This window comes from Paraperlucidibaca sp., assembly GCF_982810325.1.
Window position 1 is genome coordinate 1 of record NZ_CEYEMI010000004.1, and the last position, 15,197, is coordinate 15,197.

A 15,197-nucleotide genomic window follows, 5' to 3' on the forward strand; every position below is an offset into this window, starting at 1 on the left:
CGTGGTCGCTGTCTATCGCGCCCGATGGCTTTGTTTGGGTGGATGTGCGCAGCCTGTTGGCATCGCTAACGCCCGCCGGCTATGACCTTTTGGGGCGCAGCATGCAAGTGCTGGAATGGGCCGACAAACACCGTTTTTGTGGTCGCTGTGGTGGCCCAATGCAGGCTCATTCGCGCGGCGAGCGCGCTCGCGTTTGCGCACCATGCGGCAGCTCGATATATCCACGCATTAATCCCTGTGTGATCGTTATTATTTCGCGTGGAGATGAATTGTTGCTGGCGCAATCGACGCGCTTCACCAACGGCATGTACAGCGCCTTGGCTGGCTTTATGGAAGTGGGCGAAAGCGCAGAGCAGACCTTGATTCGAGAAGTGCGCGAAGAAGTTGGCGTTGAAATCAGCAATATTCGTTATCACGCCAGCCAATCATGGCCATTTTCCAGCAGCTTGATGATTGGCTTCTTTGCCGAATACGTCAGTGGCGAAATCGTCTGCCAAGAAGACGAAATTGCCGATGCACAATTCTTTCATTATGAGCAGCTGCCCCTATTGCCGCCAAAAGGTAGCATCGCGCGGGCGCTGATAGATCAATTTATTACGGAGCGACAGACACATCATGCTTGAATGGATTGCCGATTACGGCTTGTTTTTGGCTAAGGGCGTCACCGTTGCGTTTTTGGTGGCCCTCGTACTGATGATGCTAGGCCGTGCTCGCCGTGGCGACTTGCCCGGCCTGCAATCTGGGCATTTAGAAGTCGAAACTTTAAATGAGCGCTTCGATGCCGAAGCTGATGCTCTGCGCAGCCTAGTTTGGGATGACAACGCCTGGAAAGTTGAACGCAAAGCGCGCAAGGCAAAGGCGAAGTTGGAAAAAAAATCCGCTAAAACGGCTGAGCCGAAAGCGCATGTCTATGTGCTGAAATTTACCGGCGACATGGCGGCATCGGCCGTGGCGCAAATGCGTCATGAAATTTCGGCGTTGCTAGCAGTTGCTGTTGCTGAGCGTGATGAAGTCGTGGTGCTCCTAGAAAGCCCGGGCGGCATGGTACACAGCTATGGTTTGGCCTCTTCGCAATTAGCGCGCATCCGCGCCGCGAACCTTCGCCTGACCATTTGTGTCGATAAAGTCGCGGCCAGCGGTGGTTATATGATGGCGTGTTTGGCCAATCAACTTATCGCTGCGCCGTTCGCGGTTATCGGCTCCATCGGCGTGGTTGCGCAAATTCCAAACGTGCATCGCCTGCTGAAGAAAAATGACATTGATGTTGAGTTGATGACAGCAGGGCAATACAAACGCACATTGACCATGATTGGTGAAAACACCGATGAAGGGCGTGCTAAGTTTCAACATGATTTAGACGACACCCACGAGCTATTTAAAGCGCATGTGGCGCAGTGGCGCACGCAAGTTGATATGGCAGTAGTGGCTACAGGTGAGCATTGGTATGGCCAGCAAGCCTTGGCTTTAGGCTTGGTCGATAGCTTAAAAACCAGCGATGATTATTTGCGTGAGCGCGCTACTGAAGCGGAGTTGTTTGCGCTGCATTGGCGCGAGAAAAAGAGTTTAGGCCAGCGCTTAGGCATTGCTGCGACGAGCTCGGTGGATAATCTGTTGCTGCGCTGGTGGCAACGTAGCGTGCAATCACCTCGCGTATAAGCCCAGCAGTTTATTGATGCATTGCCTCAATAAACTGCTGCAAACCTATCCAAATGGCTGCGATGGTTAGCAGCGTAATGAGAATGCCGCTGAGCACAAAAATCTCAGCGGATTCTGCATTTTCATCGAGTTCGGTCTTTTTTAGTCCAGCCACATTAAAGCCACTACGAAGTGCTCGGCTCAACGCCAGGCGCAAGCGTGTGCGCTTTTTCAGCTTGATGCTGCTGGGTGGCGGCGGATTGCCATAGCCTTTGGACACTAAAACCTCCGTCTGTTTGACGCCCCAGAGGGCATGACCAGATCATTATTAGATGATCGGCCACGGAGGTTACGTGCGCCGATCGTTTAGTTATCGACCACATCATAGCCTAAATTCGGCATTAGCCAACGCTCGGCTGTGGCCATGTCCCAACCCTTACGCTGAGCGTAGTTTTCGACTTGATCGCGACCAATTTTGCCGACATTAAAGTAGCTGGCTTTGGGGTGTGCGAAATACCAGCCCGAGACAGCAGCGGTGGGGTACATAGCGAAATGCTCTGTAAGTACGGTGCCAGTATTTTCAGTGGCGTTGAGCCAGCGGAAAAGCTCGGATTTTTCACTGTGCTCGGGGCAGGCGGGATAGCCTGGCGCAGGACGGATGCCGGCGTATTTCTCGGCAATCAGGTCGTTTGTATCGAGCTGCTCATCGGTCGCGTAGCCCCAGAACTCTTGGCGCACACGTTGGTGTAGGCGCTCAGCAAAGGCCTCTACAAAACGGTCAGCCAAAGACTTAATCAAGATGCTGTTGTAAGTATCGCCAGCATCTTCGAAGGTTTTAGCGAACTCATCGGCGCCATGCACTGAAGCAGTAAAGCCGCCGACATAATCTTGAACGCCGCTATCTATTGGCGCTACGAAATCGGCCAAAGACAAGTTGGGCTTGCCACTAACTTGCTCGTTTTGCATGCGCAAATTATGAATTTCGCCTAGGCACTCTGTTTTGTCGGCATCGGCCCAAACGCGTACATCATCGGCGCCAACGCGGTTGGCAGGCCATAGCCCAATGACACCGCGCACACGTAAATGCTTGCCTTCAATCAAGGTTTTCAGCATGGCTTGAGCATCATTAAACAAGTCACGAGCGGCCTCACCAACAACATCATCCTCTAAAATTGCAGGGTACTTTCCGTGCAGGCTCCATGCCATAAAGAATGGTTGCCAGTCGAAATACTCAACAATTTCACTCAAGTCGTAGTGATCAAAAACTTGCACGCCTAACTGCTTTGGCTTGATCGGTGTTGCTTGCGACCAATCGCTTTGCAAGCCAGTAGCGACTGCGGTTTCATAGCTTAAGCGTTTGCCGCGTGGCTCTCGATTATTAATACGCTCTCGAGTTTCGGCGTATTCAGCACGGCGCTCGGCGATAAACGCATCTTTAGCTGACTTGTTTAGCAAGGTGGTTACCACGCCGACTGCACGCGAGGCATCGGCGACGTAAATCACACCGTCATTTTTATAGTGTGGATCAATTTTTACTGCGGTATGCGCTTTCGATGTGGTTGCGCCACCTATTAAAAGCGGCACTTTAAAGTCGAGTCGCTGCATTTCGCGCGCCACATGCACCATTTCATCTAGCGATGGGGTGATCAGGCCGGAGAGGCCGATGATGTCGACTTTTTCATCGATGGCGGCTTGCAGGATTTTATCGGCAGGTACCATAACGCCGAGGTCAACAATGTCATAACCATTACAGCCGAGTACCACGCCGACAATATTTTTACCGATATCGTGGACATCACCTTTGACCGTAGCCAAGAGTACTTTGCCTTTGGCGATAACCACGCCGTTTTTCTCGGCCTCAATAAATGGGATGAGATGGTTCACCGCTTGCTTCATCACGCGAGCAGACTTCACTACTTGTGGCAAAAACATTTTGCCCGAGCCAAACAGGTCGCCAACCACGTTCATGCCATCCATGAGAGGGCCTTCGATGACGTGAATTGGGCGCTCAGCTTGTTGCCGTGCTTCTTCGGCATCTTCAACAATAAACGTGGTGATGCCTTTAACCAGCGCATGCTCTAAGCGCTTGTTAACGGGCCATTCGCGCCAAGACAAATCCTCAACGATTTGCTTGCCGCCTTCGCCACGATAGCGCTCAGCTAAGGCTAGCAAGCGCTCAGTACCATCTTCGCGTTTGTTTAGAATCACGTCTTCAACGCAGGCTTTGAGCTCAGCGGGAATGTCTTCGTAAATCGCCAGCTGCCCAGCGTTGACAATGCCCATGCTTAGGCCATTGCGAATTGCGTAGTACAAAAACACCGAGTGGATGGCTTCGCGAACCAGCTCATTGCCACGGAACGAAAATGAGACGTTAGAGATGCCGCCAGAGATTTTCGCGTAAGGCAGGTTTTTGGTGATGTAGTCGCAGGCTTCGATAAAGTCGACGGCGTAGTTATTGTGCTCTTCGATGCCGGTGGCAACGGCGAAGACATTAGGGTCAAAAATAATGTCTTCGGGCGGAAAGCCAACTTCATTAACTAAAATATCGTATGAGCGTTTGCAGATTTCGTTTTTGCGCGCAACGGTGTCGGCTTGGCCTTGCTCGTCGAAAGCCATAACGACCACGGCGGCGCCATATCGCATGCACAAACGCGCACGATCCTTGAACTCTTTGACGCCTTCCTTCATGGAAATTGAGTTCACCACCGACTTGCCCTGGATACACTTCAGGCCAGCTTCGATGATTTCCCATTTCGATGAATCGACCATGATCGGCACACGGCAAATATCGGGTTCGGTTGCCGCCATGTTTAAGAATTTCACCATCGCGGCCTGCGAGTCCAACATGCCTTCATCCATGTTGATATCGATGATTTGCGCACCGTTATCGACTTGTTGGCGAGCGACTTCTAATGCTTCGGCATAGTTTTCTTCGCGAATGAGACGAGCAAATTTTTTCGAGCCAGTGATGTTGGTACGTTCGCCAACGTTCACAAACAGGCTGTCATCAGCAATGGTGAATGGCTCAAGGCCTGATAGGCGGCAGACGCGTGGGAGCTCAGGCACCACCCGCGGCGCTTTGCCTTCAACCGCTTTGGCTATGGCGGCGATGTGTTCTGGCATGGTGCCGCAGCAACCGCCAACAATATTGAGAAAGCCACTGGTTGCGAACTCTTTAATAATAGCCGCAGTTTCATCAGGCGTTTCATCGTACTCACCAAAGGCATTTGGGAGGCCGGCATTAGGATGAGCGCTAACGTAGGTGTCAGCTTTGCGCGAAAGCTCTTCGACATATGGCCGCAGCTCTTTGCCACCGAGCGCGCAGTTAAAGCCAATGGAGATAGGCTTGGCGTGACGCACCGAGTTCCAAAAGGCTTCGGCTGTTTGGCCGGTGAGCGTACGCCCAGAAGCGTCGGTAATAGTGCCAGAAATCATAATAGGCAATGTGGTGCCGCATTGCTCAAAAGCTTCTTGCACAGCAAAAATGGCGGCTTTGGCGTTGAGCGTATCGAAAACAGTTTCGATCAAAATCAGATCAGCGCCGCCGTCGATTAGCGCGAGAGTCGACTCTAAATAGTTTTCGACGAGCAGATCGAAGCTGACGTTGCGGAAGGCAGGATTGTTAACATCTGGCGAAATAGAGCAGGTGCGAGAGGTTGGCCCAATAACGCCGGCGACATAGCGCGGCTTATGCGGTTCGCGTGCGGTAAATTCATCAGCAACACGACGCGCTAATGCTGCCGCTTCAAAGTTGAGCTCAATGGTTAGCGACTCCATGCCGTAATCGGACATGGAAACCTTGGTGCTATTGAAGGTATTGGTCTCGATAATATCGGCGCCGGCAGCTAAATAAGCCTCATGGATTTCGCGAATAATCTGTGGTTGGCTGAGCACGAGCAAATCGTTATTGCCCTTAACATCGCGAGGCCAATCGCCAAAGCGTTCGCCTCGATAGTCGGCTTCACTAAGCTTTCGCTGCTGAATCATGGTTCCCATGCCACCGTCGAGAATCAAAATACGTTGGGCGAGTTGCTGCTCAAAACTAATCAGACGGTCAGCGCGAGACATGGGCATAGATCTATCTAAAAAAATGGATATATAGTTTAGCAGAATGGATGAGCGAAGGCATGAGCTGCACGCAAGATGCTATACTTGCGGCCATAATTTGAAGCATGCCCGTCCCGGCATGCTGTGGGCGATAAAGGAGCTTCCATGAGTCAGCCTGAAGTAAATCAATCGGTTTCTTTCGATGCGCAAGCCATCACCAATCTTGAGATTACGGAGACGGCTCAAGGCTATCTGCGCGAATTATTAGCCAAGCAAAACAGTGACGGCATTGGTGTGCGAATTTTTGTCGAAAATCCCGGCACGCCGCGCGCAGAATGCTGCATGGCTTATTGCACCAAAGGCGAAGAGAAAGAAGAAGACGTGCGCGTTGACTTTGAAGGTTTCCCAGCCTATGTCGATGGTCGCTCGGTAACTTATCTCGTCGATGCCGTGATCGATTTCAACAAAGATCGCATGGGCGGCCAGCTCACTTTTAAAGCGCCACGCTCGAAAGTACCCAATATTTCATCTGACAGCCCAATGGAAGAGCGTATTAACCATGTGCTGTTCAGCGAAGTGAACCCTGGTCTTGCTGCACACAATGGCAATGTGTCGCTGACAGGTTGCTTCGAAGAGCCTGAAGGTTGGGTTGCCGTGCTGAAGTTTGGCGGCGGCTGCCAAGGTTGTTCGGCTGTCGATATGACCTTGAAGCAGGGCGTAGAAACTACGCTAAAAGGATTGATTCCTGAGCTGCATCGCGTCACAGATGAGACCGACCATACGGTGAAAGACAACGCTTATTTTAGATAAGTGGTGATACAAAAAGCCCGGCAATGACCGGGCTTTTTTGTGTCTGCAGCAGGAGGAGTTTCTAAAGCTCCCCGTGTAACAGGTTTATTTTTTACGTTTTGGCAGCACGTCTTTCAGCTTTTCATGCATAGAGCGCACGGCGACTTCAGTCGTTTCCCAATCGATGCAGCCATCGGTCACTGATTGGCCATAAACCAGTTGGCTTAAGTCTTTCGGGATATCTTGGCGGCCAAACTTCAGGTGAGACTCAATCATCATGCCAATGATGGAGGTGTTGCCTTCAACGATTTGGTTGGCAACGTTGTCCATTACTAATGGTTGTAGTGCAGGGTCTTTATTGGAGTTGGCGTGCGAAGCATCGATCATGATATTCATCGGTGCTTTGGCTTTTTCCAAGGCGCGTTCGGCAAGTGCTACAGACACTGAGTCGTAGTTGGGTTTGCCATCGCCGCCACGCAACACGACATGGCCGTACTGGTTGCCAGTAGTGTTAATCACCGCGACTTTGCCATCGCTATTAATGCCTAAGAAGCTGTGGGCATTACGCACGGATAGCAGAGCGTTGGTGGCTACCGTTAGGCCGCCATCGGTACCATTTTTAAAGCCAACAGGGCTGGATAGGCCTGATGACATTTCACGGTGCGTTTGCGATTCGGTGGTGCGCGCGCCAATCGCCGACCAAGCAATGAGGTCGTGCAAGTACTGCGGCGACATCGGGTCTAGCGCTTCGGTAGCGCAGGGCAGACCCATTTCATTGAGTTCGATGAGCAGCTTGCGACCAACGTGCAGACCTTCCTCGATACGGAAGCTATCGTCCATACGCGGATCGTTGATCAAGCCTTTCCAGCCCACGGTGGTGCGTGGCTTTTCAAAGTAGACACGCATGACCAGATAAATGCTGTCGCTGACTTCTTCAGCCAAAACCTTTAAGCGCTGGGCGTATTCATGCGCTGCTTTTAGGTCATGGATAGAACAGGGGCCGATCACCAAAAATATGCGGTGATCTTTGCCATCTAAAATATTGCGAATTGTTTGCCGACCCTCGGCCACGGTGCGATGTGCACCAAGGCTCATGGGCAGCGCTTTTCTGAGTTCAGCAGGGGTTACCAAAACATCGATAGAGCGAATGTTTAGGTCATCAATTGGGGTGTTATCAAGGCTCATGCATAGTCTCCACGTAGCTCGCGATCATACCCCAAACTTTAGATGAAAATGAACCGTAGGCTGAGGAGTAATAAAGTTGCGCCTAAAATTGGGCGAATAATGTCTTCGCGCAGACGTGAACTTAAGGTGGTGCCGATGACGATCATGGGCAGTGAGCCTATGAGCAAGAAGCCGAGCATATGCCAGTCGACATGGCCCATGCTCATGTGGCCGAGACCGGCGATGAGTGTGAGCATGACGGCATGAGTCACATCGGTGCCGATGATGCGAATCATGGCTAGGGCAGGGAATAGGGTGACTAAGACCATGACACCGAAGACGCCGGCGCCAACAGATGACAGGGTGACTAGGATACCAAGCAGAACGCCCATGGTAATCGTCAGTGCCTGCGTATGGCGATCAACCCATGCGCGTACTCCCCAGTTTGATTGCTCGCGCTTAGCCATGCGGCGCTGAATTGCAGGTCGCAATAAGATACTTAAGGCGCTAACAAGCAGCATAAAGCCTAGTGAGCTCGTCAAAATGTGTTTGTAGGCACTGGCATCGGGAAACCAATTGGCCAAGGCATAGACGGTAAGTGCCGCAGCAGGAATGCTGCCAGTCGCAAGCGTTAGTGTGATGCGCCAATCAATATTGCGATGGCGATGATGCACAATGGCGCCACCGGTTTTGCTGATAGACGCGTAAAGCAAGTCGGTACCAATGGCGGTATGCAAAGGTACGCCCATCATGGTTAGCAGAGGCGTCATTAATGAGCCGCCACCCACGCCAGTCAGACCAACCACAAAACCGACTAATGCACCGGCAGCAATAAAACTAAACTCAGAAACCAACATATTAGAGTTCTCAAAATGATGGCGGCACGATATGCATTCTTAGGACTGCTGCAAAGGAATGTTTTACGCTAGAGTTATGACATTGAGTTATAAGAAAGGGGCTTGAGATGAAGTTGCAGCAATTACGCTATATCTGGGAGGTCTCGCAGCACGACCTGAATGTGTCGCAAACGGCTAATGCACTGTTTACCTCGCAGCCCGGCATCAGCAAGCAAATTCGCCTTTTAGAAGACGAGCTGGGCGTAGAAATATTTGCGCGTAACGGCAAGCACCTGTCCCGTGTGACGCCGGCAGGGCAGGCGATTTTAAAGTTATCGGCCGATGTTTTGCGCCAAGTCGACTCTATCCGCCAAGTTGCACTAGAGTTTTCCGATGAGACGCGCGGCACACTGTCGGTCGCTACAACTCACACGCAGGCGCGCTATCGTCTACCGCCCGTAATTGCTGCATTTCGCCGAAAATACCCCGAAGTCACTTTGCATATGCATCAAGGCACTCCACAGCAGATTGCCGAAATGGCCGCCGACGGCACCGTCGACTTTGCCATCGCGACAGAAGCTTTAGAGCATTTTGCTGATTTGATGATGTTGCCGGCGTACCAGTGGAACCGCACAGTGGTGGTGCCGAAAGATCATCCGCTCACGCGTGTGCATCCGCTCACCTTAGAGGCGATTGCCGAGCACGACATTGTCACTTATGTTTTTGGCTTTACAGGGCGCTCTAAGCTAGATGAGGCGTTTAGACAGCAAGGCCTTGCTGCCAATGTCGTGTTCACTGCCACAGATGCCGACGTCATTAAAACTTATGTGCGCCTAGGTTTAGGTGTCGGCATTATCGCGCAGATGGCATTTGAGCCAGAGATTGATGGTGGAAAGCTGGTGGCGCTGCCGGCCGAGCATTTGTTTGAGCCCAGCGTGACGCATATTGGCTTTCGCCGCGGTACGTTTTTGCGTGGCTTTATGTTCGATTTTATCGAGGCATTTGCCCCGCACCTTAATCGTGGCGTGGTCGAGGCGGTGCTCAACCGTGGCGATGCACGCGCTGAAGTCGATCACTTGTTTAAGGGCCAAGCACTGCCGGTCTTTTAAGGGCGAGTTCGACAAACTGCGCCCTCAGCTATGTTAGCGAGGGCGCATTATTTTTATGCTTAAGTCGGTGGCGTCAGATTGCTCAAATGCAGGCCGCACTCTTTTTTCGTTGCCTCTTCCCACCACCAGCGACCTTCACGTTCGTGTTGATTAGGCAACACAGCACGTGTGCAAGGCTCACAACCAATGCTGACAAATCCCTTTTCATGCAATGGGTTATAGGGCACTTCTAGGGCGCGAATATAATCCCAAATCTCGCTAGATGACCAATTCGCTAGCGGATTGAACTTGGCCAATGGGCCTTCAAGACCTTCAAAGCTAGTATCGTATTGCACCAAGGGTACATCGTTGCGAGTGCCGGGGCTTTGGTCTTTGCGCTGGCCAGTCATCCACGCGGTGGTGGTGGCGAGCTGGCGGCGAAGTGGGGCGACCTTGCGGATGCCACAGCACTCTTTATGGTCATCTTCATAAAAGCTGAAAAAGCCTTTTTTGCTGACTAATTCGCGCACAGCCTCCGCTTCGGGGTAGCAGACCTCTAACGTGATGCCGTAGTGCGTGCGCACCGTATCGAGAAAGCGATAGGTCTCTGCATGTAGGCGGCCGGTATCTAAAGTGAAGACTCGAAAGGGTAGTTTTGACTTCACCGCCATATCAATCAACACAACATCTTCGGCGCCGCTAAATGATAAGCACAGGTCGGGGAAGTGCGTGAGCGCAAACTTCACGATGCTTTGTGGGCCTTTGCCTGCTAGCTCGGTTTGCCAGGCATCGATATCGGCAGCGGAAATAGCCATCACTCACTCCAGTAATTTTCAGGCGTAAAGCATAGCAGAAAGCGCTTTTCTATTTGCACCGATACGCGCCTGACAGTACCCTTCGCGTCTCACAAGCTTGGCGTTAAAAGGGGTTGGTCATGGAGTTAGTGTGTCTCGATTTAGAAGGTGTGTTGGTTCCCGAGATTTGGATCAATGTCGCCAAGCGTACCGGCATTAAAGAATTAGAGGCCACCACGCGCGATATTCCTGACTATGACGTGTTGATGAAGCAGCGTTTAGCCATCTGCAAAGAGCACAAATTGGGTTTGCCTGATATTCAAGCCGTTATCGCTGATATGGGTCCCATTCCAGGTGCGTATGAGTTTTTAGCCTGGGTGCGCGAGCATTTTCAGCTCATCATTTTGTCCGATACTTTCTATGAGTTTGCCCACCCGCTGATGCGCCAACTCGATTGGCCAACACTGTTTTGTCACAAGCTGGAAGTCGCTGCCGATGGCACCATCACTGACTATAAGTTGCGTCAGCCTGATCAAAAGCGTGCTGCAATCAAAGCTTTTCACTCGCTGAATTATCGCTGCATCGCTGCTGGTGACTCGTATAACGACACCAATATGCTGGGCGAGGCTGAACAAGGCATTTTGTTTGATGCACCTGAGAATGTGATTCGTGAGTTTCCGCAATTTCCGGTAACCACAACCTATGAAGAGCTGAAGGCTGAGATCCGTAAGGCATCACTGCGCCAGATTCCTTAACAGCGGAGTAGTTGCTTTAGATGATTAAGTGATTGTTCTCGTGAAATAAAATGCCCTCTATATGAGGGCATTTTTTTTGCGCTAGCTAAAGCTAAGGTTTCGATAGCGCTTCTATGACGCCACCCATTTTGCTCCAGCATTCCTCATATTCGGCCTGCCAAGTGGAGTCCAGCGTGATGCCGCCGCCGGCCCAGGTGCGCACTACGCCATCTTTAGCGGCCAAGGTGCGGATGGTGATGCTGCTATCGACGCGGCCACGGGCATCCCAATAAAACAGCATGCCGCAATAGACGCCGCGGGCTGTTGGCTCGATGGTCTCGATGATTTCCATCACGCGCTTTTTCGGCGCGCCGGTGATGGAACCACCGGGGAAAGCATCGCGCAAAACCTCAGCTACGGTCGCATCGCTGTTGAGTGTGGCGGTAATCGTTGTGACCAAATGATGCACTTGCCCAAAGCTTTTTAGGGCACATAGCTCGGGCACGCTGACGCTGCCGATGCGCGCGTGCTTACTCAAGTCATTGCGCAGTAAGTCGGTGATCATGATATTTTCGGCCATGTCTTTGGCGCTGGCAGTTAGTGCACTGGCTTCGACTTGGTCTTGCTCGCTGTCATTGCCGCGTGCGCGTGTGCCTTTGATCGGGCGTGTGGTCAGCGTGCGATCATTGATGCCGATAAATTGCTCTGGTGACAGGCTCAGCAGTTCGCCCCAAGGCAGTGCCCAATATGCCCCATACGGTGCCCGCGCTAGTTCGCGAAGCTCTTCGTAGCGCGTCCACAATCGGCCGCTGTGCTGCGCTTCATAAGCCTGAGTGTAGTTGACCTGATAACAATCGCCGGCACGAATGAGCTCATGAATGTGAGCGATATCGTCGGCGTAGCGCTGTTGTGTGGTGAGCGCTTGAAATGGAGTTTTTAGCTGAAATGCCTCGAGCTTGGCTGCTGGCTTAGCCTCTGAATTAGTTACGCAGCGCTGCTGCCAGTTTTGCCACTCGATTGCGCTCATGGCGTCGCTAGCCCAGACCCACGCTTCATGTGTTTCACAATCTAGCGCGATGCCTTGGTCGTAATAAGCCAGCGTGGCCAATGGCCAATCGTCGCCATGTCGCTCAGGTAGGCCATGTTCGCTGGGTGCGGCGTAGCCGACATAGCCCATGACGCCGGACATAAATGGGAGCTCTGAGGCCGCGGTTTTAGTGGGTGCTGTATTGGCCTCAGATGCTGAGAGCTGCCCAGACTTGAGTGCCTCTCCCCATACCTGCAACGCCGCCATTACCGCAAAGCTATCGCCATCAATGCCAGGCCAGCCGTCAAACTGCCACCCAGCTTCAGTCAGTACAGCGGTTGCTCGTGGATTTGCCACCAAAATATGCCAACGGCCAGCGCCTTGGCTATCGAGTAGTAATGGCCAATGCTCAGTCAGAAGCGCGTTGGCGTAGGGCAGAGGTGTGTCTTGCCAAGGCAAAGACGCCAAATGCATCAGGCCGCCTCAACCGCCAACCAAAAGCCAGCGCTGATGTCGTCGGCCAGCCATTGCAAAACAAGCTCTGGCAATGCGGCTAATTGCGCTTGGCGCAGGCGGCGGCTAGTCAGTAGCGCAGGCACATGCTCGATAATATCGGCAGGGATATCCACGCACTCACCATTGCGCCACAGCTGCTGTACTTCTGGCAGCCATACCCAGCGCGAGGCGGGGTCGCGAATTAGCTCGATGCCCTCAGCTAATGCCGATTGCAAGTCCGCCAAGCTGCAGCTCTCACCTTGCGCTTCGTAGTCGGCATATTTTGCCTCACTCAAGCTCGGTGCCATGGCCAAGGCCATTTGCTCCGGCTGATCTATCCACGCCAGCATGGCAGTGCGCATGGCGTTGGTGTCTAGCGCGGTTAAGCTGGCACTGTGTTGGCAGACGCCACGATCAGGGTCGGCCAATAAGGGCTCATTTTCATCGAGGCTTAAAAGGCGATCGGCGAGGGCGTCGAGTAGGCGTGGCACAGCCGGTGCACGAAAGCCCACGGAGTAAGTCAGGCAGTCGCTAGTAGCAACGCCGTGATGCGCTAGTCCAGGCGGCACATAGAGCAAATCGCCGGTCTCAACGGTGGCCTCAAAGCTTTGCTGGAAGTTGGCTAATAAACGTAGTGGTTGGTCTGGCAGTAGCGCTTCATCAACAGCGACTTGCTGGCCTAGCTGCCAATGCCGTGAGCCCGGCCCTTGCAGCAAAAACACATCGTATTGGTCGCTATGAGGGCCAACAGAGCCGCCAACTACTGCGCCCGATACCATGACATCGTCGATGCGCCATTCCGGCACAAAGGCGAAATGGTCGAGCAGGTCAGACAGTGTTGGCAGTACATGGTCAACAGCCTGTACTAGCACAGTCCAGTTTTGCTTGCCGTGTTTGCGCCAAGTCACCGGTGGAAATGGGCCGTTTTTCAGCTTCCAATTGCCTTTGGCATCGGGCCCGCTGATCACACGGCTTTCTAGGCTGTCCTCTTCGGCCAGCTGCAATAGCTCTTGAAAGCTAATGAGGTCAGCCAAGGCCGGAAAAGCGCCGCGTACTAGCAGCGGTTTTTTCTGCCAGTAGTCACGCAAAAACTCACTTGCACGCAAGCCGCCTAACCATGGCAGCGGCTCATCACGGCGACATAAGTCGCTGGCATTCGACGTAAAAGACATGTGCAGTGTTCCTTAAACGGCGCGAGCTTGCGCGTCAGCGTTGCCAATATAGCTAGCTGGGGTCAGCGTTTTCAGCTCAGCTTTAACCGCTTCTGGCAGATCAAGCGTGGCAATAAACGTCGCCAATGATTCGGCGGTAATGGTTTTGCCGCGCGTTAGTTCTTTCAGCTTCTCGTAGGGCTTTTCAATGCCGTAGCGGCGCATCACGGTCTGAATGGCTTCGCCTAAGACTTCCCACGACGCATCTAAATCTGCGGCTATGCAAGCTGCGTTAAGCTCAAGCTTGCCGATACCTTTTAGCGCGGAATCATAGGCAATGGCACTGTGCGCAAGGCCTACGCCTAAGTTACGCAATACGGTGGAGTCGGTTAGGTCGCGCTGCCAGCGTGAGATTGGTAGCTTTTCGGCGAGATGGCCGAGCAGAGCATTGGCGATGCCTAAGTTGCCTTCGGAGTTCTCGAAGTCGATGGGATTGACCTTGTGCGGCATGGTCGAAGAACCAACTTCGCCTTCTTTCAAACGCTGCTTGAAATAGCCCAGCGAGATATAGCCCCAGACATCGCGGTTGAAATCGATGAGCACAGTGTTGTAGCGGCGCACGGCATCGAAAGCTTCAGCAATATAGTCGTGTGGTTCGATTTGCGTGGTGTAAGGATTCCAATCCAAGCCTAGCGAGGTGACAAAGGCTTCAGCGTTGGCTTGCCAATCGACCTGCGGGTAAGCGACCAAATGTGCGTTGTAGTTACCCACGGCGCCATTGATTTTACCGAGCAATGGCACGCGCGCGAATTCGGCGATTTGGCGCTCTAAGCGATACACGACGTTGGCCATTTCCTTGCCCAGTGTCGTTGGCGAGGCGGTTTGGCCATGCGTGCGTGACAGCATGGATACGCCCGCTTGAGCATGGGCCAAGGTACGAATGGCGTCGGCCACAGCCTGCATTTGCGCGATGACCACGGTGCGACCATTTTTCAGCATCAGCGCGTGCGAAAGATTATTGATGTCTTCACTGGTGCAGGCAAAGTGGATGAACTCTGTAACAGCCTGCAACTCAGGTAGCGCGCGAACGCGGTCTTTGAGGAAGTATTCGACGGCTTTTACGTCGTGATTAGTGGTGCGCTCAGTGGTTTTAATCCACTCGGCATCATTGAGCGAAAACTCAGCCACTAGTTTGTCTAGAAAGGCATTGGCCTCGGCACTGAAGGCGGGCACTTCGGGCACACCGGCGTGGGCGGCTAGGCATTGCAACCAACGCACTTCGACTTCAACGCGGGCATGAATTAGGCCGAATTCGCTAAAGTAGGGGCGAAGTGCATCGACTTTGCTAGCGTAACGGCCATCGACCGGGGAAAGGGCGGTAAGGGGCGAGAACGCCATAGCAACACTCCAGTGTACAAAGGACAAATTTTAGGCGGC

Annotated in this window: 13 protein-coding genes; 5 read left to right on the forward strand and 8 right to left on the reverse strand. The window is 52.7% G+C overall.

All coding sequences use genetic code 11. From position 1 onward, the window contains the following. Both nudC and sohB read left to right on the forward strand, forming a co-directional pair. On the forward strand, nt 1–623 hold a 623-nt coding region (nudC, locus tag AC3DKE_RS02725; RefSeq protein ID WP_487990023.1), incomplete at its 5' end, for an NAD(+) diphosphatase. After that, nucleotides 616–1,656: a protease SohB gene (sohB, locus tag AC3DKE_RS02730; RefSeq protein ID WP_487990025.1), complete on the forward strand. Its 1,041-nt coding sequence runs from the start codon at nt 616–618 to the stop codon at nt 1,654–1,656. The genes nudC and sohB, both read left to right, overlap by 8 nt. Before the next feature lie 10 nt (nt 1,657–1,666). Here sohB and AC3DKE_RS02735 read toward each other — a convergent pair whose 3' ends face one another. Beyond that, entirely contained in the window at nt 1,667–1,915 is a 249-nt protein-coding gene (locus tag AC3DKE_RS02735; protein ID WP_340674792.1) for a hypothetical protein, read from the reverse strand. A gap of 86 nt (nt 1,916–2,001) precedes the next feature. After that, nucleotides 2,002–5,703: a methionine synthase gene (gene metH / locus AC3DKE_RS02740; protein WP_379072104.1), complete on the reverse strand. Its 3,702-nt coding sequence runs from the start codon at nt 5,701–5,703 to the stop codon at nt 2,002–2,004. A 144-nt stretch (nt 5,704–5,847) separates the two neighbouring features. Between metH and nfuA the strand changes: the two genes are divergently transcribed. Further along, nucleotides 5,848–6,492 (forward strand): Fe-S biogenesis protein NfuA, encoded by a 645-nt coding sequence (gene nfuA / locus AC3DKE_RS02745; RefSeq protein ID WP_340674791.1) that lies wholly within the window; start codon nt 5,848–5,850, stop codon nt 6,490–6,492. An 84-nt stretch (nt 6,493–6,576) separates the two neighbouring features. Here the strand turns inward: nfuA and AC3DKE_RS02750 are convergent, their stop codons facing one another. Together AC3DKE_RS02750 and AC3DKE_RS02755 are read right to left on the reverse strand one after the other, a co-directional pair. Then, the gene (locus tag AC3DKE_RS02750) at nt 6,577–7,656 is read right to left on the reverse strand and encodes a 3-deoxy-7-phosphoheptulonate synthase (RefSeq protein WP_487990027.1); all 1,080 of its coding nucleotides are present in this window, start codon (nt 7,654–7,656) and stop codon (nt 6,577–6,579) included. Nucleotides 7,657–7,694: 38 nt separating this feature from the next. After that, on the reverse strand, nt 7,695–8,492 hold the full coding sequence (locus AC3DKE_RS02755) for a sulfite exporter TauE/SafE family protein (RefSeq protein WP_340674789.1): 798 nt from the start codon (nt 8,490–8,492) through the stop codon (nt 7,695–7,697). 107 nt (nt 8,493–8,599) lie between these two features. On the opposite strand from AC3DKE_RS02755, the gene cysB reads away from it, so the two are divergent. Beyond that, nucleotides 8,600–9,580: an HTH-type transcriptional regulator CysB gene (gene cysB, locus AC3DKE_RS02760; RefSeq protein WP_340674788.1), complete on the forward strand. Its 981-nt coding sequence runs from the start codon at nt 8,600–8,602 to the stop codon at nt 9,578–9,580. 59 nt (nt 9,581–9,639) lie between these two features. Here the strand turns inward: cysB and AC3DKE_RS02765 are convergent, their stop codons facing one another. Continuing rightward, nucleotides 9,640–10,374 (reverse strand): phosphoadenylyl-sulfate reductase, encoded by a 735-nt coding sequence (locus AC3DKE_RS02765; protein WP_379069576.1) that lies wholly within the window; start codon nt 10,372–10,374, stop codon nt 9,640–9,642. Between the two features lie 119 nt (nt 10,375–10,493). Between AC3DKE_RS02765 and thrH the strand changes: the two genes are divergently transcribed. Next, the gene (thrH, locus tag AC3DKE_RS02770; protein WP_340674786.1) at nt 10,494–11,108 is read left to right on the forward strand and encodes a bifunctional phosphoserine phosphatase/homoserine phosphotransferase ThrH; all 615 of its coding nucleotides are present in this window, start codon (nt 10,494–10,496) and stop codon (nt 11,106–11,108) included. Nucleotides 11,109–11,199: 91 nt separating this feature from the next. On the opposite strand, the gene pabB is transcribed toward thrH, so the two are convergent. Genes pabB through purB form a run of 3 tightly spaced genes read right to left on the reverse strand, consistent with a single transcriptional unit; the run spans nt 11,200 to nt 15,158 of the window. Continuing rightward, nucleotides 11,200–12,588: an aminodeoxychorismate synthase component I gene (gene pabB / locus AC3DKE_RS02775; protein WP_487990030.1), complete on the reverse strand. Its 1,389-nt coding sequence runs from the start codon at nt 12,586–12,588 to the stop codon at nt 11,200–11,202. Next, the gene (locus AC3DKE_RS02780) at nt 12,588–13,781 is read right to left on the reverse strand and encodes a JmjC domain-containing protein (RefSeq protein ID WP_484216972.1); all 1,194 of its coding nucleotides are present in this window, start codon (nt 13,779–13,781) and stop codon (nt 12,588–12,590) included. The genes pabB and AC3DKE_RS02780 overlap by 1 nt, the downstream gene beginning before the upstream one ends. Before the next feature lie 12 nt (nt 13,782–13,793). Next, complete coding sequence (gene purB, locus AC3DKE_RS02785) at nt 13,794–15,158, reverse strand: adenylosuccinate lyase (RefSeq protein ID WP_340674783.1); 1,365 nt, start codon at nt 15,156–15,158, stop codon at nt 13,794–13,796. Nucleotides 15,159–15,197: the final 39 nt, after the last annotated feature.